The sequence below is a fragment of the Bdellovibrionales bacterium genome, assembly GCA_016714165.1.
GTDB lineage: Bacteria > Bdellovibrionota > Bdellovibrionia > Bdellovibrionales > UBA1609 > JADJVA01.
Genome location: JADJNU010000010.1, coordinates 1 through 17,222 on the forward strand (window position 1 = coordinate 1; position 17,222 = coordinate 17,222).

Consider the following 17,222-nt stretch of genomic DNA (forward strand, 5'->3'; position numbering starts at 1 on the left):
TGGCATTGAATGCTGAAAAGGGGTTTTCCAATAAAAACGTGGAGGTAAAAAACTCCTAATTTTATGAATATAGGAAGCGGTTCGAGGACTGTTGTGAGTGAATGGGGCCTGCCGATGGCGCGTTCAGGTGAGCGACTACAAATGTGTTGGCGCTATTTGGCGGCTAAATCGGACAGCTCCAACTCTTCGATTGGAGAGATTTTTTTATGGAATGAAAGTGAGAGAGCATTCATTCGCGTGAGACCCTATGAGTTTACGCCGGAGGAAGATGATGTGGCTAAGTCCGGAGTGGGAGTCTATACGGGTGCATTGAATCCTTGTGATCCTCATTTGAAAGTGAATAGTGTCTGTGTCCCAGTTTATTATGAAGCCGATATTTTCCTCCAAAAGTAAGTCCGCGATTTCAATCTGTCTCTCATCCTTCAACGGGAGGAGGATTTGGAAGTATCAACGGAAGTGTTTATTCGGCTGCGGTTGAAACAAGTTCAGAAGAGAGTGATCTGGGCGCTGGATCTTTATAGATTACAAGTCAAACCAGCCTGAAGCGAGATGAGTGTTGCAGTACTCACTTCGCTACGGTTTCGTTGCTGCTCTTGACTTAAATCGACCCCTTGAGGGCCTAAAGCAATGTGGAGGTCCTGAAGTTAATCAAGTAGATTTGAAGCTCGAAAGAGTGGGTCGGCAAAGGCATACGCATTTTCAGATGATCAAATTGTCGTCTGATTAATCTTTAGAAAAAAATTTGTCAAAATCTACGGGGGCCGGACATTCAATTATTTGTCCTACTATTTTAACGAAGGAACAATGCAAAAACATTCGTTGCAATTGGTACCGGTCGTGTATCATTCGATTGTATTTTAAGTCGCCATACCGAGGATCACCAATCAAGTGATGTTTAGCTAAGGCTGTGTGTTTTCGGATTTGATGTTGTCGCCCAGTAACCAACACAAATTTACAGAGAGAAAAATAACGGTTGGATCTCAGAACTTGAAATCTAGTCTCACAGGAAACCCTATCCTTAAAGGTGCCTTCAGGATTCCTACGACCCTCAGCTTTGTCCGTGAGAGGAGTAGTCCAAATGCCCTCACAAACATCGAGTTGGCCTCGAATAATACCAGTATAAATCTTTTCTACCTTTCTCCCTTGAAATTCATTGGCTAAATCTCTCGCACAATCCTTGGTCAATGCGATGAGCTGGATTCCACTTGTTTCCTTGTCGAGCCGGTGGACAGGAAATAGGAGAGAAATGCCCATTTCAGCTTCAATTGTTGACAATAAATTTTCTGTGTCTTCACAACTGTGGACAGATTTCCCTGTTCCTTTGTTTACGGCAAGAAAATCACTATTTCTAAATAGAATCTCTAATTTGCTCATAAGGCACAAAAAATGCCGCAAATATTTGAATTTGGCAACAAGGGCCGCATTTGACATTTGAGTCAAGACAACGATCCCCCATCTAATATGTCATTTGGCCCAAAATACAGCTACCTACTAACCGGGCACAAATAAATGCAACTAAGAAAAAAATTACTTGCAGTCCGGTACATCAAAGTGCTTCTTAAATAATAGCTTCTTTGCAGCGGCGTTACCGACGTCGCCTAAGACAGGTATTTCAAAGTGAAGAGACTGTTTAAAAGTCTTCGTTTCCCAGCGAATGCATTCGCCAAGTCCTTTGTTAGATCCCAAATCCTCCAGATCGGTACACACTTCCGTTTCATAACTCAATGGCAATCTGACGAGTCTTTTTCCATATTTGACGCATTCCAATTCCTGCACGTTTTCTTTGGTTGCGGGATGAGTGACATATGCTTCACAATAACTGATAGGTTCAATAGTTCGAATAAAATTATCTTTTTTGCACGTGTTGAGGAATCCGTGGCTGTGGGCATAATCGCCAAACCGAGCGATAGGATCGTTGACCGTAACGTTGATCGTACTGACGATTTCACTCCAGTCGCTACTCGGATTAATATAGTCAGCTTGCGCACCTGCGATTATAACGAAACTTATTAAGGTCATCAGCTTTTTCAAAATGCCCCCTCTTTGTTGGTGGTTGAAAGACTGACTCGTAAGGTACGTTCATTCGGGAGACGCACTTGTCTATCGAGTCAATCAGAGGCACCACTAGTCGAATGGGGATGTGAGGTCAAATTAAATTGAAATCTATAGATGGAAAGATCGAATATGCTATGAACGTTGAAATTTTGATCCTTTCAGATCGGAATTGACGATGTAAAAAATGTATTTACAATATTCTATTAGACAGAAAATGGAAGGGTACGGAGCTATCATGTCGATGGGTGGAAGGAGCTTATGCCAACGCAGAGATTTTTTTCAATACCATTTCATTGGAATTTTTTCTGTCACAATTTGAAATGAAAATTATAATCAAGAGTGCGCAGGAGATGAAAGAAGGGTTGGTTGGAAAATGATAAAAATGGATTTTGTGTTGGTTCCTTTTGTTCTGATGGTTTGCCTTGTTGGTTTGACTTCCTGTCGATGTAGCAAGCCTTTCATTCCAGAAAATGTACTCATAGAATTCGCGAATCATGATCTGTACGTTGAAGGATCTGATCAAACTTCCATTCTAGCGGGCTCGAATTTTACGACTCGATTTCAGGGATCGGATTCAAGGTTAAAGGTCAGCCAAACTCATAACATAGACGAGGCAGATGCAGAGACTCGTGCACGAGATCGCATTTACTTTGTAACTTCGCTCTATAGGACTCAGGTATCACCTTATCCAGACCGTCTGTCGAACATCATTTCTTGTGAGAGTCTTCCAGTCACAGATTCGCGCGAAATTGCAGGAGGTTGGGTTAAGCGCGTCCAATTGTGGGCTAATGAGCGATATACATTTGGAAGCTGCGAGAAAGGTCAACAGACGCAATTGGCCTTGGTGGTGATGGTTTATTGCAAAGAAAAGAAAGCCTATCTTGATCTGGAATACTTCTTGGGGGATAAGGATCATACCGAGGCTAATTTGAGTCGGGCAAACGCCTTTGAGGCTTCAATAAAGTGTCGTTGATTGATCCTTAGAACTGATCTGTATCTCTTTTATCCAGGAGAGTTAGCTATGCTCGGAATTGGTGATCTTCAAGATTTATCTGTTTGATCTGAGCAAAATATTGAAACTAAGGCGCCGACTTTATAATGTAGTGCATTATTTTGATTGATGAGGACGAGGTATTTTACTCTGCGTAAATTCGCTGCGTTAGATTTTTCTTTGGACATGTTTCCATGGTCAACACTTGTTATATTCGATTTCAGCGAATTATCGCTAGACTTGGGGAGTTTTACGGGGTCTTTGCGACTCATAGCAGCACAAATCAAAATCTGACCAAATTCTAAAATGGGAAATTAATGTCTTGATCCTCGCGGAGCACTATATTAACCAATAAAAGAGGGAAAAATTTCATACTAAGGGGGTAAAAGGTGCAAATATTAGGCATCTTTTTGGGTATTGCATTGACTTTTTTTCATAATGACCTTTTTGCCGATCAAAAAGTGGAAATCAAAAACAATCGACTTCATGTAGGTTCCAATCCGGAACCATTTTTATTTGGGGCGGAACTCCAATATTTCAGACTACGAGCTGGCCATGGTGCGAATATTCCAGCAGACAAAGTTTACCAATTGTGGGAGAGCGCACTTGGACAAATGCGCCGGGCAGGGATGAACTCCTTGAGTTTTTATATTCCTTGGGATTTTCACGAGTATCGCGAAGGTAAATTTGACTTTAAGGGAACTGTGGACGAGGACCAAGACGGGAATCCAGATTATCCCTCCCGCAATGTCGTCTACTTCATAGAATTAGCTCGAAAATATGGATTCAATCGAATCATGGTTAGGCCGGGGCCCTATATCAATGCTGAATGGGGATTTCTGGGTTTCGGTGCCATTCCGCTATGGTTTCATGAAAAGTATCCTGATTCCCACATGCGAAATCCTTTTGGTCGTCGCACGAAGCTTTATGATTACCACAATCAGGATCTTCTTCGATTGACGAAGAAGTGGTTTCAGGCCGTCTATGATCAAGTTCTGCAGGCGAACATGGGCGATGATAGTCCGATTGTATTTCTTCAGTTGGATAATGAAACAAATTTTATGTGGCAATCAATTTACAATCACGACTACAGTCAGGCCTCGATGGATCGCTATCGAAAATATCTTACAGATGAATACTTGGTGATTGGAAAAGTTAACAAGATTCATGGCCGAAATTATCAGGATTGGAGCGAGGTTTTCCCTCCTGTAAAACCAGGAAATAATCTTGCCGAAGATGCTGATTGGTACCGATTCAATGACTGGAGCATCTTCACTTATTTAAAAGAAATTCGAAAAATGTGGGAAGCGATTGGGATTCATGAACCACAGCTTCTCTTCACTCTTGCTGAGAGCTACAACGCTACTGAAAATGGACTTCTTCCGAATTTTAAACTGCGCTCTTGGCCTGGAAAAACAGGAATGATGACCGTAAATCTTTATCCTAAGACTTATGAATCAGGTCAGCTGTTAAACCTGCCTTTTAAGTCAGACATTGATGTTAAGTCTATGGTGCAGGCCAATAAGTTTTACATTGGCAATCAGGAGTGGTTGCTAGGACCTGAAATTCAGGCTGGCTGGTGGCGTGGAATCGGCGTTTCGGAGGCTGCTCGAACTCAAACCTACCTAACAACCATAGGCCATGGCCTTAAGGCTCTTTTTGTATATTATTTTAGCGAGGGGCAAAATTGGCAACATGACTGGGCCTATCACCAGATCCGTCCGATATTTGACAAGCTGCTAGCAGATCAAGGGTTTGAATGGGTTCCATCCGGGCAGCTGCCAGATTCATTTTGGGAGGAATTGCAAGATCGTGTTGATGACAATATTGTCGTTGGATTCAATGCTAAGGGCATCATATTGGATGGTCCAAATGCTGGCGCTGATTTGTATTTTGATGCTCCACTCGATGCTGAAGCTAATCCTCGCCCGCACTTTCATATTTTGGAAGATATTGGTAATAAAATCGCCCAGCCGTTTGGAGATTTTTTAGCTGGAGCCATCGAGGTGTCCGATAAGATCGGGTTGCTTAAAGATGTAAATTGTCATGCTCCTTCTCGAGCGGGCCAAAAGGACAACGTCCTATTGAATTCCGATTGGGCTGGAGGACTATTGGGCTTTTTGCTGCAAGCGGGATACAATCCCCGTATACTTCATGCTCATCTATTAAACGAGAAGTCATTGAAGGAACAAAAAATCGTGTTCCGCCAGGATTGTGGAGTTAGTAGTCATTCTTCGGCGATTCAGCTTAAGAATTACGTCTCGCAAGGTGGCGTTCTCATCAATTTTGCCGAACATACTTTTCTAGACGAAATAAAGAGCCAGGACCCTTTGCTTTGTGAGAATAAGGAATTTGCGTCTTTGAAGCTTCAATGGCAGGTTTGCACTCTTGGAAAAGGTCTCATCCTTCAAATTAAGGATCCATTTTACAGTCGGGTAAATTCTGACGACTACGCATCCCTAACAAAAATGATAGATTATCAACGATGGATGAAGGCGGAAATACCTGCATCATGGCCAGAACCACGGTTATCTATTGTCGGCGGTGGAGATAGAACGGTAGTTTTCGGTCGGATTTCACCTTCAAAAACGGGACTTTGGATTACCGTAAAAACTGGTCAAAAAGCAAAACAGGCGGTTGCAATTCGTATTGGCTCCGAAACATTAGCTATTGCAGGTTTGGCAAACTCAAAGCTGACCATACAAAACGTCGTGAGCGGCGAAAAAATGAGACACCTAATCGAGAAATCCGGAGATATTATCGTCAATATTGACCTTCAGTCTGAGGACAGTAAGGCCCTATTTGTCAGTCAAGAATTATAGTGAGGTAAATACAAAACAAATGACCGGGAGGGTTGTTCTATGCGCAAAGGAATTGTGCTCGTTGTATTGTCACTTTTGTGGTTTGACGCTTTAGCAGGACCTGAGTCCTTAGTCATGAGAAGGTACTTCGTTTCGACCTACCAAAGCTTAGAGTGCATGCGTGGGAAGGACGGACTTCTCATGGATAAGATTTTTGTAACCAATGAGAATAAACCCTGTCCCGTTGTTCCTGCGCCATATGTGGATACATCGCCCAGTAATATTGGTCTTGATCTTCTTGTTCAGGCCGAGGCCTTGCGTGATTCAATTCTTTACCGTCGAGCACTTAAAAATATTAACACCACTTTGATGACACTTACCAAAATGAGCTACCATGTCGATAGCGGCCTATTTTTCAACCGCTACAGGGTCGATGGCACTCTTATTCCAACGGACTTGTTTGTTTCTTCGGTAGATAATGTTCATCTCTATTTGGCCCTTTGGACTCTAAGCCAGCCACCCTACTCTTTCGATGTTGCTAGGGATCTTGTGCAACGAATGAATCTTTCTATTTTTCACGAGCCAAATACTGATTTGGCCTACGGAGGAATTGAATATCGGCATGGGCAATGGAAATTGGTTGGATGGGGATATCGTTACCTGGGAACTGAAGCTCGAACTATCTATGCGTTGGGGAGAGCTCTCCAGATTTTTCCCACCGCACGCACGTCCGACAACGTTGTGGCCGAACTCTTTGTCCATCCTAACTTAGGTGAATTATTTGGGCTTTGGGACGGAGGTACTTTCCAACTTCTCTTGCCGGAACTCTTGCTTAAAGAGAGTCAATACTCAAAGAAGTTTAATCAATGGTTTCATAACTATATCAATTTCGTCGAAGCCGAAAAAACAAGAAGGGGTCTTCCCGTTTTTCCTGCTCATTCAGCCTGTCAAATCAGGGCCATACCAGATGACTACAATGGACATGTTGGTAGCCTCAGTTTAGTCAGTACATTCAATTTGGAGGCTTTAATTCCATCTATTCGAGACATTTGGGAGCAGGTCGTCTCTCCTCATGCTCTATTTCTTATGGCCACCGTTGACCCACAGCGCATGTTCCCGGAGATAAAGGGAATGGAATCTCTTACAGATGGACACAAAACGCTCTATCATCAAGAGCTGGGCTGGATGGATGGACTTCATGTGAATGGATCGATGAATGGGCACATTGTTCCAGCACTTCTAGCTTTAGATCAAACAATCATTGCCCTTTCTTTGATACAGTCAATGTCTTCCGATGGTCTTTTGAGTTCGGCGCGTCTGCTTCAGCAAGATCCGGCTCGAGTTGAGAGGCTGAAAGAATTCTATGGGGAAATTGAGCACTTGATGTCTCGCCGCCCTCAGTAGGATTTGATTTAACCTGAACCTGACTGACGGACCCTTTACTTGTGGTCATTTTTTGGCGATACCGAAAGAATCTCATCGGTTATCCCTTTTTCATCTGGTATTATTTTTACCTCAGATAGTCTCGGTATCAAGGTTGACCAATTTTTATCTTTACTAAAGATGACCCTAAAGAGAGGAAGTGATTCTGCGACTCTTTTTGCGTTAACGAGGGAAACGGCATGCCAAAATTTCATTTCCAGGTTTTCGGGAAACATCTTTTCTGCTTTTCCGTAATGATTGAGGGCTTCGTCAATTTTTTTCTCTTCAATCGCTAAATCTCCTTGATTCATGTGCTCGTACGCCTTGTGTAAAGTGTAGAGACGCCTGAGTTCCAAAATTGGATCTGAATTGTCTTCAACGTGCAAATCGACGAGACGCCCGCTTGTTGATTGGGATTGAGAAGGCTGCCCTGCCACAACCAGAATGGCCGCAGATTGCTTTCCCCTCAAGTCACCTCCCGCAGCCTGTGCGGCCTCTAATGCCTTGAGCAATCGCTCAGCAAGGGGACCTTTGCTTTCCAGAAAGGCTCTCTCCATGACTTCCGGAACGCCTTCTTTTATCATCAGATTTGATTGAACAGAATAGTTCTCCCCGGAGCGATACCCGGCAAATTTGATACATGACTTGCCGGAATGAGTGGCTACATTTCCCTTAAAATCAAGCATTGCAACCTGCCGAATCTCTGGATGAGGGTCGGCGGCCCTTATTGCCTGTAGTGCCTGCTTTGCTGACCAACCTTCTTCCATCAATTTAATTCCACTCGTTCCGTAGCGCGTATCTATAAAGGACTGAGTTGCTACAACACCAACACCGGCTTTGCCCCAAGGCACAAGTGAGCCAATAGCGAACCAGTGTGATTGAACAGCCACACCCATCTCTCCCGTTCGGGGGTCTCGTGCGACAATGGAATAGGTGTGTACGGGTCTCGTTGATTTTGGCCTTTCGATCGCTCTGGCTTCAGTGAGAAGCGAAAAGTGAAAGAGGGACAGAACTGAAATATAATAGATAGCCCTTTTCACAAATTTCTCCGCTATTATTGAATTATAAGAAATGGCCGAGGGAGATTACAAAACGGCCATTTGTGAGTCAAGTAGGGCTCGCTATGTTGTATTTACAGAATATGCAAGATAAATTACAGGCTTGTTAGATTTCTTCTAAAGGTTTGAGTAACGGTGGATTTCATGTGGGTCACTCGTCTAAAATCAGCCAATTTTGCCTTAATATATTTTATTTCTGTGAGGTTGCTTGGTTGCTCCCCATCTCACTCAATTCGGTTTCCCACCGCTGCAGAAGTTTCGAATCTTCAAGAAAGGCCTTCACTGAGGGTGTTGGCCAAAAAACGTGACAGACGAATTGGCGTGGGAGCCGTCAATTCCGTATCGAAGTATTCTGATTATTCTCGAAAACTAATTGCGGATGAATTTGACTTTCTTGTCTCAGATTACTTTATGAAATGGAAATGGATTCACCCTCATCGTGATCTCTGGAATTTTGATGTTTCTGATGAATTGGTGAGATTTGCTCAGTCCCACTCGCAGCAGGTGAAAGGGCATGCATTGCTTTGGCATCGATCTCTTCCTGACTACGTAAAAAACAATCCTATCGGTTGGAGTGAGGTGAGAGAGCATATCGAGACCTTAATGATAAGGTACAGGTCCCAGTTGTCTGCAAATGGAGACAAGACTCTTTTTGCTTGGGATGTTCTTAATGAAGCTATTGGTGACGTTGACGGAAATGGAAAAGTGGTCCTTCGTGAAACAATTTTTAAGCGGTCTTTGGGTGACAACTATGTGGACAGAGTTTTCGCATTAGCAAGAGCAACCGATCCCGATGCACTTTTGATCTACAATGATTTTGGCCTTGAGCTTCCGGGTCCGAAATCGGAATTCGCATTGGCATGGCTTGAGGAATTGAAGTTGCGAAAGGTGCCAATTGATGTGATCGGTTTTCAATTGCACATTCCGTTGTGGAAAAAGGGGGCCCTAGAGAAATTTGAAACGAATCTGAAGAGGTATTCAGGTCTTGGATTCCAGGTGATTTTGAGCGAAATCGATGTAGCTTTGTTTTCATCTCAAGAGGAGTTTCAATCGATGAGCGAGGAGCAGGTGAATCAACGTCTTGAGAAACAGAAGAGAGTTTATGCAGAATTAATGAGAATATGCTTAAGGAATTCAAAGTGCATTGGACTCAGTCCATGGGGATTGAGTGATGGGGACTCTTGGCTAAGAAAAACTTTAGGTAAGAATTTTGAGGCCCCCCTCCTCTTCGATGATAGATTCCGAAAAAAACCCGCCTATTGGGGGATTCATGAAGCTTTGGAGTCACCTTAGGTGTAAAAGCTATTTGATACTTTTAGCCAATGCGGAAGTATTTAGTTGCGTGGACATGACTCTCTCGGTCGAGACGGTTCACAACTTAGTGCATCAGTTTTTCGATTGCCACCTCCACCTTCTGATTTTGTAAATTTTGATTTTTGGAACATTCGTCCTCAAGCTGACTCTGGCTGCCAAAATCGGGCAGAGGATTCGGACGAGCCTCAGCGAGGGCGGCGCCCTCGACCGAGGAAGAATCAAGGACATATTTCTTGTACGGGTCATATCCGTCTTCCCAGGTTTGTTTGGGAGTTCTTCCCAGGCAGTGCTTTCCGCTATGGGTTCGACGGGCATTGTATTCCTCTATATAGGTGTCCAGATCAGCCTGTATTTGCGCGGTGGACGTGTATCGGGTTTTTCTGAAAGCCACAGCATAAAATTCCTCTTGGATGATCTGGTTGAGACGTTCCGTGCATCCGTTGGTCTGAGGGTTACGCGCCTTTGCAGAGAATGCTCAATGTCGTTCAGATGAAGGAACAGCTGGTAGAGATCCGAACTTCTACTCCCGATTACTCGGATCCTCGGTCGGTCAGTGTCCTGAGAAGACGGACTTGTTCCTCATCAAAAAATGGAAGGACTTTGTCGTTCAAAAAATCAGCAGCCGTGATTGCTGTTTTGTCTGGGTAAAGCTTTGCAAAACCGACATTCGAAAAGGTGTCGATGCCGGTTTGTTGATATATCTTACCAACCCCTTTGATATAACCAACGTAATAAGTGTCCTGCCCGAGTAGAAACCTAGGGCGGAAGGTTTCAATCTCACCGTGAGCTTGCTTCTCTTCCTTTGCAGACTCGAGCTCCACAATTTGTGATTCGGTCAGAATCACGCCCCTCTCACTGGCAAAATTCTCAAGATGCTTCAAGCGGTCTGGCTTCCGAAGCAGATTGTGCCTGCTCCAAATTCCTCGGACTCTACCATCGCTGATCATCCTCCCTTTGATTTTGGGCTCGTGAGCGACAAGGTTCTGGCCTCGGGTTGGATACTCGAGGCTGTAGTCCAATACCATCTTTTCAATCTCCGGGCTCAGGCGATTTGCAATTCGTGGAGACCTTCGTGACTTCTCAAGTAGCCCTTCAAGACCATCTTCCGCGATCGCTGTTTTGATGTCATAAAAATGCTGCCGACTGACACCAAGATTGCGGCAGGCCTCAGAAATATTTCCGAGCTTCTCCGCAAGTTCCACTATGTTAACTTTCCGATTAATAATATACCGACTCAAATCTTCATCAGACTAATGTCTTGGTCGTGTAAACGCTTTTCAACAATTCCTCAGATGAAATGGCTTTTTTCGTATCCGTGGATCTGAAATTTCAGAATTTCTGGCAATCTTTGGCCACAATTGATTTTGTTTTGTGTCCCAAGATATCTGTTATTCGGTTTGCGACCTCCTGTCCTACGTAGCAAGCTCCTTTCTGTGAGAGATGTTCGAAATCGGTTTCAAAAAGATCTTTTAATCTTACTGTATTCATCACATCTAGAATGATTGATCTTGTTGAAAGGATTCTAGCTGGGGTAGATCCAAGTCCTATCTCCAGAACCTCGTCTCTCTCGTTTGGATATTGAAGAACCAATACTTTTACACCCTTTTTGTGAGCAAAGTCGACGAGCTCTTTATAGGCTTCGAATGACGGTATGGCGGATCTGCGTTTCTGGAAAATTCCCTGGTTACGAAAGACCTCGTTAAGCATGGAATCGTTATTAGAGATGGCGTAAAGTGAAAGTTGTCCTTTGTAAAGAGCGCGATCATCGGGGAGCCTCGCGCTCAATTGCTCCATGATTTCCTTGGCTTCATTCGTTTTTCCTATCGTAACATAGAACTGAATGAGGGAAACGGAGATTTCCTCGGGAAGTTTAACTTTACCGTAAATAGCCTTTACAGTTTCAAAACCCCGATGCATTTGCTTTTTAGCAAAGTAGCATTTAATCAGAAAGTTAAGCTGGTTCTTGGTAATCAATCCGAGCCGCATTGATTTTTCGAAGAGGGGAACAGCTCGGCATTTTTGGAGAGCATAAACTGCCCACGACTTATAGACCAAGATAGGGCCAGTATTTTGTAAGCTCTCGGGTAGAGATTCGGCGAATTCAATTACCTTCTTGGACATTCTTAGCCAGGAGAGGGATCTGATATAATCAGAGGCAATAGCTTCATCAATAAGAAATTCCGTTTTCTGGTCAAGATATCTCAGAATGTCTTTTACCTCCTCAATCTTTCCAATTTTTGCATAGAATGAGGCCGCTCTTGCCTTTATCTTCCCAAAAGAAAGAGGGTCCCATGGAAAGTCCTGAAGTTCGTTGATAATTGATAGGGCGGCTTCAGTTCTTCCGCTATTTGAAAGAATTTTCAGGTAGGCCAAACATTTATCTGGCTCCTTCAACGCCTTCATCTTAGTACAATCACCCTTATTTGAATCCGAATGATATATTAAAAGCGAAAGCGCATTGCCAATGCCATAAAAGCTCTCTCCCAAGCGACTTATGTGATCAAAGAAAAAACTCAAAACTCGCGAACGAGTGGTGATGTAACTAAATATTGGTGTCGTTTGTTGTCCAGTTTCTGATTCAAGGTCAGATTTTCCGAGCATAAGCACGATGAGAGCAGGATTGTATTGTTCAATATCGCGACGAATACTCTGAGTGACCTCTTCAGTTCTGAGAGCCGCCTTTGACATGTCGACCAAAGAAATGTTCAATTGAGACAGGCTGTTTGCAATGAATTTTATCGGATCTACAAAAATGGAATCGCCATAGACCAAAACCTGTGAGTGCCTCTCTGGGAGCGAGGAGTGCGCCCGAATCAGAACTCGGAAATACAATCCAAGTTCTGTGGCCATAAATAGAAAAGTCAAGATCAGAACAAATTTAGCCATTTCTCTGGATCTATTGCCTTGACTAATTTTTTTCATTTACTTACCAGAACATTTAGTGGAGGCAAAGTATAACAGTTTGGTGGGAGCTAGAAAAGTATGGAAACAATGATCGATCAAATTTTATTGGATAACTTCATTAACGGGCCTGCCCTGAACTGTATCTGGGATTTCGATGTTCATGAGCCTAAGCAGGGTAGGCAGCTGATCAATTTGCTTGATGGGTGCCGATAGTGAGTGAGCTTTTCTCACTCCTGGCCCCATAATCAGAAAAGGTGTCCAGGTTGCCTTGGTTGAATCTTTTTTTATAGCTTGCTTGTATCCACCCTCAAGAGGGACAGAAAAAAATGAGAGATCTTCAGTCATGTCCTCAGTCCACCCGTATCCCGGATTGTTTGATAAAATCAGATCACCCACGCGGTCCTTCGGCAATTCAAGAACTTCTTCTACGTCTTCCCACTTGGTTATGCCCCCAAAGGGAGATTTGCCATCGCCATCTCGTACTTCCCCCAGTACCTGAATAACTCGCTCGCGAAGTTGGTCATAGTCTGACCCATTTGCCCTGTGCCAGTTCCCACTCAATCCCCGAGGTCCAAGAAATATTCCGTGCATTTGCAAAAACACAGCTTGAGATTTCTCCCAATTGACAACTGGCTCTCCCGTGTTTGGTTCTATGGTAAATTTTAATAGACCTTTATTAGCCAGAATGTTATTAATTCGAACGCTTTGGTTGAGGACATGTGCTCCGTGATCCGAGCTGAAGACAATCAAGGTATTTGGATCTGAGTTTTTGATTATTTCGCCCAACATTGCATCGAGTCTTTTGTACATTCCAAGCACTTCAGTAAATCTATCGTCCCGTTCTTTAGCAGATGCTTGTTGATACTTAGCGCCCAATGGATCAACATACTGAATCCACCATCGTGATGTAAGCATTTGATTGGGATTGTAGACGTCATGTATGACCGCGTCTGGGTTGTACCGTGTTATAACTTCTTTGATTGCTTTTGTGTGCCAATCAAATGAAAATCCCATTTCATCCAAAAATGTACTTCGATCTTCGGGATAATAGATCAGTTGAGGTGGGAAATTATCAACAAAGTCGACCATAGGTCCTAGACTCGTCTGAAGATCGTTTGCAATCTGTGCGGGAGAGGTTATGAAATTATTCAAATTATCATAGAGCACGCGGACCCGGAAGAAACCCTCCTCTTTTATTCGGATAACATGAAAGCGCACATGGGATAAAAATGAAATATCTTCGACTTTCAAATTTGCTGGATGCCATTTTCCCCAATCGCCCTGTTTAAGATCGTCAAGAATTTCCTTTTTATCATGAGAAAAAAGAATCTTGTCGTACACTTTCTCTTTTCCATCAACTTTGCTCCCGTAGACGTAAGCAAAAAACCGTCCTCCCCAGTCTTTAATTTCAAACTCGAGAGGTGGTACAGAACTATTTATCTTTAAGGTCCAGCCCTCCGCAGGTTTTGCATCGACATATTGAGCTAATTTTGGTCCTTGAGTAAACAGCTTAGCGCGTCGACCCTGCTGAAATTGCAATTTTCCGTCACCTCGGGACTCATAGTTAACAGAATGTATATCTGCACCCCAGCCACCCCATCTCCCGCGGATGACAATTCCTTTTTCTATTTCAGGGGGTGTTGAGCCGGGAGTTGAAATGATGGCCACTTTTCTTCCCGCATTTTCAAGCATTGACCAAATAGCCGGGACTTTTCTTGCGACAGACCGAAATCCCCCAACTGATACCTTATTTAGGGGTTGACCTTCTGTGTGCATTGGACCATCAGAAACACCGTTTGCCTTTGGTGGCGCTCCGCTCAGCAAGGCAGCAAAATTCACTGGGGTGTGAGAGGGAAAAACGGGTATGGAATAGCCATAGGAGCCCTTATCCATCATTGTTTTAAAATTTGGAAGATCTCCCCGTTGGGCCCATTGATAAAGGGTAAAGGTGTCCGGTTCGGCGCGCACACCGTCGGGGATCAGCCAATACAGCTTAGTTTTTGTATCGGTCCTTTGAATATTCCTTCGGACAAAATATGTTACAAAAAATGCCAAAATAAAAAGGCTACAGAGGAACAATAACTTTTTCATTTCTCAGAGATCCCCTTCGCGTACCTATTGAAATTATAATTAACTAGTTTAGATAGACAAGAAAAATGTCGGGAAACCCTAACATGGAGGCATCTGCTCAAAGTTGTATGTCACTGCGTTTCTATCCATCTGTCTACCAGATGGTTGGGTAGCCACTCAGCGCGGTAGATTTGTTTTGGCGACTCAGCACTTCCGTTGGTTGGCTGTGGATACCGCCATTTCCACAATATTGCTCCGTACGAATCAATTTCAACAATAGAACTGTGTTCGCATCCATATGAAAAGAGGGTATTTCCGTTGTCTCGCCTCTGCACTGATCCGAGTCCCCTGCAACACATCCCGCCAACAGGAGGTTCGGTGTAACTCCAAACTACTTTGCGGGAAACGGGGTCAATTTCCTCTATGTAAGACGCAACGCCGGGGACATGATATTGTTCTCCTCTATGACAAAGAGTTACAAGTTTTTCATTTGAAATGCTTGGACTTGTTGCGCTTCGGTTGGAAAATGCTAAAATTCGACCATTGGTCAACCAAATGGCGTTGTGAATTCCGCACTTTGATGCGGCCTGAAAGGCCCAGACAACCTTTCTGTTTTCCTTATCGAAAATGAGTGCAATTCCGTTGTAGTTGTCAGATATAAGTACGTTACCTGCTCGAAATTCTGGATGATCTTTCATTAAGTTATTTGGCGGAATAATCTCCACGGAATTGATGTGAAAACGACCAAATGACCCATTTTCAATCGTATCCACTTTATAATAGCTGGGCTCTTTCAATGGCCCATCTATCAATGATTCGATTTCTCCCAAATGATCTTCGGGACGCCAACGCAGAATCTCCTCTCCAGACTGAGAGATATTGACAATAGAATCAATCTTATTGCGCCGGTTTTCCATATTTTCAAATTCAAGATTTATATACCAAATTGATTGATCTATTGGGGAAATGGAAATGTCATGAGAAACGAAATTTGGAACTTCCCAAATTCTATTGTAGTTTCTCATCTTTGTAATGGATCCGTGAAAATTGTCTGCGTAGAGAGCCGTGATCAAATCCCCGTTTTCCATCATGTTGCAATGCATTCCGTTGAGTTTTCGTGTGAGGGACCCATCCCTTTTAATAAGAGAGCACCCGATTCCAAAGGACTGAACCAATATGTATCCATCATCCTCGGGAATTTTGTTTTGGTTCCAAAGTAAAACCCCGTTGTCTCGTGCCTTTTGTAAAATTTCTTGATTATAATTTTGAACATAAAAAAAATGAAGAATGATCAAAGCAACAAAGAAAAAGGCAACAAATGCAAAAATCTGCAGGAATTTTTGTCTATTTTTTTTGGTCATTTGGAATCCACTTAAGCCACTGGGAACTTGATTCTTTTGGGTTGGCTTCGAGATATCGACCGGTTGTCGCAATGTTTTGGTGCCCTAAGGTCTTTTGGACCACGTGAATTGGAGCTCCATTTTCAAGAGCATGAGTCGCCGAAGTGTGGCGAAACCAATGTGGGCTGGGAACAGGATCGATTTTAGCTCTTTTAGCGGCCTTTTTTATAATTCGAAAAACTTGCGTTGTTGAGAGAGAACCGCAAGGTTCCTTTGTGGACATAAATAGAGGGGACTGAGGATCTACTCCGAGATTGTGTTCAATTCGGTAGGTCCATATTTCCTCTATGATCTCGTTAGGGACGAGTAGATTCCGGGTGATGGCTCCTTTTCCAAGAATTTGGATGAGAGAGTGCGATGCCTCCTTTCGTCGAATATCTCCAATTTTTAGGGAACAAAGCTCACCGACTCTCATGCCAGAAAAGTAGAGAAGCTTCATTATTGCACGATTTCTAGGGCTTGATTCAAGGTCATGCATTCTCAAGATCTGTTCGTTGGAAAGTATCTTTGACCCAATTCTGTTGGGAACTCTAATTGGAGATAGGCTGACGGCCGGATTTCTTTCGAAAAAACCAGTTTTTGTGAGAAAGGTGAGAAAGGACGAAAGGGAATTCCTGGTGAGATTTTGGGAAGCAGCTTTGAGGTTGGTCTTTGATTTTAAGAATACAACCAAGTGGCCAATTTCGATTTCCTTTAAAGATCGGACGGAATTTTCAAAAAGGTCAAGAAACTCAACCCAGACGCGCTGATAATAGCGTCTAGTATGGGGAGCTTTTTGGTAGAGCCAAGAAAAGAGAAGACCTTGCTCTTGGCTTGGCAGCTGGCCGAAAATTTGACGATAATCCTGGATTCTTTGCATTGTTATTGAGTTCCGAGAGGCATGAACGATCGGCTCAGGCGCCTGCAATTGATCGCATGAGACGGGAATTGAGTTTTTTTCCGGAATTTCTGTGTCGATATTCATCCGAATTGAACTCCTTCAGATTGTTCAATATCTGCGCGAAAAGGGAGGATTGCATAAATCTTATTTTCTTCCGTTCGAGGCATCAAGGTAAAATAATCGCAAATGCGTCGATAGGAGAGGTCGAGTGGACCAGCACAAAGCTCGAAGAGCCATCCTGTGAAATAGAATTGACGCATCAGTGACTCTACTATTGTGAAAAAGGGGATTTCGGTGGGATGGACGTCGCCCGTCCTTGCCTGTCCA

At 43.4% G+C, this 17,222-nt stretch carries 13 protein-coding genes and 1 pseudogene; 5 read left to right on the plus strand and 9 right to left on the minus strand.

Annotation, left to right across the window (positions count from 1 at the left end; genetic code table 11):
* Positions 1 to 63 precede the first annotated feature (63 nt).
* Complete coding sequence (locus IPJ71_18795) at positions 64 to 393, plus strand: hypothetical protein (GenBank protein ID MBK7845689.1); 330 nt, start codon at positions 64 to 66, stop codon at positions 391 to 393.
* 330 nt (positions 394 to 723) lie between these two features.
* Here the strand turns inward: IPJ71_18795 and IPJ71_18800 are convergent, their stop codons facing one another.
* Together IPJ71_18800 and IPJ71_18805 are read right to left on the minus strand one after the other, a co-directional pair.
* Complete coding sequence (locus tag IPJ71_18800) at positions 724 to 1,374, minus strand: RNA pseudouridine synthase (protein ID MBK7845690.1); 651 nt, start codon at positions 1,372 to 1,374, stop codon at positions 724 to 726.
* A 153-nt stretch (positions 1,375 to 1,527) separates the two neighbouring features.
* A complete protein-coding gene (locus IPJ71_18805; GenBank protein MBK7845691.1) occupies positions 1,528 to 2,019 on the minus strand; it encodes a hypothetical protein in 492 nt (163 codons plus the stop codon).
* 409 nt (positions 2,020 to 2,428) lie between these two features.
* Here IPJ71_18805 and IPJ71_18810 point away from each other — a divergent pair, with 409 nt between their 5' ends.
* The 3 genes from IPJ71_18810 (at position 2,429) to IPJ71_18820 (ending at position 7,251) form a co-directional block, all read left to right on the plus strand.
* Positions 2,429 to 3,028, plus strand: a complete 600-nt coding sequence (locus tag IPJ71_18810; GenBank protein MBK7845692.1) for a hypothetical protein — start codon at positions 2,429 to 2,431, stop codon at positions 3,026 to 3,028.
* Positions 3,029 to 3,435: 407 nt separating this feature from the next.
* Positions 3,436 to 5,868 carry a beta-galactosidase gene (locus tag IPJ71_18815; GenBank protein ID MBK7845693.1) on the plus strand — a complete coding sequence of 811 codons (2,433 nt, stop codon included), beginning with the start codon at positions 3,436 to 3,438 and terminating at the stop codon, positions 5,866 to 5,868.
* A 39-nt stretch (positions 5,869 to 5,907) separates the two neighbouring features.
* On the plus strand, positions 5,908 to 7,251 hold the full coding sequence (locus tag IPJ71_18820) for a hypothetical protein (GenBank protein MBK7845694.1): 1,344 nt from the start codon (positions 5,908 to 5,910) through the stop codon (positions 7,249 to 7,251).
* A gap of 35 nt (positions 7,252 to 7,286) precedes the next feature.
* Here the strand turns inward: IPJ71_18820 and IPJ71_18825 are convergent, their stop codons facing one another.
* Entirely contained in the window at positions 7,287 to 8,297 is a 1,011-nt protein-coding gene (locus tag IPJ71_18825; protein MBK7845695.1) for a DUF1028 domain-containing protein, read from the minus strand.
* A 174-nt stretch (positions 8,298 to 8,471) separates the two neighbouring features.
* Between IPJ71_18825 and IPJ71_18830 the strand changes: the two genes are divergently transcribed.
* Entirely contained in the window at positions 8,472 to 9,620 is a 1,149-nt protein-coding gene (locus IPJ71_18830) for an endo-1,4-beta-xylanase (protein ID MBK7845696.1), read from the plus strand.
* A gap of 271 nt (positions 9,621 to 9,891) precedes the next feature.
* Here the strand turns inward: IPJ71_18830 and IPJ71_18835 are convergent.
* The 6 genes and pseudogenes from IPJ71_18835 to IPJ71_18860 all read right to left on the minus strand — a co-directional run bounded on the left by IPJ71_18835 (position 9,892) and on the right by IPJ71_18860 (position 17,155).
* Positions 9,892 to 10,879: pseudogene (locus IPJ71_18835) on the minus strand (transposase).
* Positions 10,880 to 10,970: 91 nt separating this feature from the next.
* Positions 10,971 to 12,527: a hypothetical protein gene (locus IPJ71_18840; protein MBK7845697.1), complete on the minus strand. Its 1,557-nt coding sequence runs from the start codon at positions 12,525 to 12,527 to the stop codon at positions 10,971 to 10,973.
* A gap of 120 nt (positions 12,528 to 12,647) precedes the next feature.
* On the minus strand, positions 12,648 to 14,636 hold the full coding sequence (locus IPJ71_18845; protein ID MBK7845698.1) for an alkaline phosphatase family protein: 1,989 nt from the start codon (positions 14,634 to 14,636) through the stop codon (positions 12,648 to 12,650).
* Between the two features lie 110 nt (positions 14,637 to 14,746).
* A complete protein-coding gene (locus IPJ71_18850) occupies positions 14,747 to 15,976 on the minus strand; it encodes a hypothetical protein (GenBank protein MBK7845699.1) in 1,230 nt (409 codons plus the stop codon).
* Positions 15,960 to 16,979 carry a tyrosine-type recombinase/integrase gene (locus tag IPJ71_18855; GenBank protein MBK7845700.1) on the minus strand — a complete coding sequence of 340 codons (1,020 nt, stop codon included), beginning with the start codon at positions 16,977 to 16,979 and terminating at the stop codon, positions 15,960 to 15,962. The genes IPJ71_18850 and IPJ71_18855 overlap by 17 nt, the downstream gene beginning before the upstream one ends.
* On the minus strand, positions 16,976 to 17,155 hold the full coding sequence (locus IPJ71_18860) for a hypothetical protein (protein ID MBK7845701.1): 180 nt from the start codon (positions 17,153 to 17,155) through the stop codon (positions 16,976 to 16,978). Before IPJ71_18860 ends, IPJ71_18855 begins: the two co-directional genes overlap by 4 nt.
* Positions 17,156 to 17,222 lie beyond the last annotated feature (67 nt).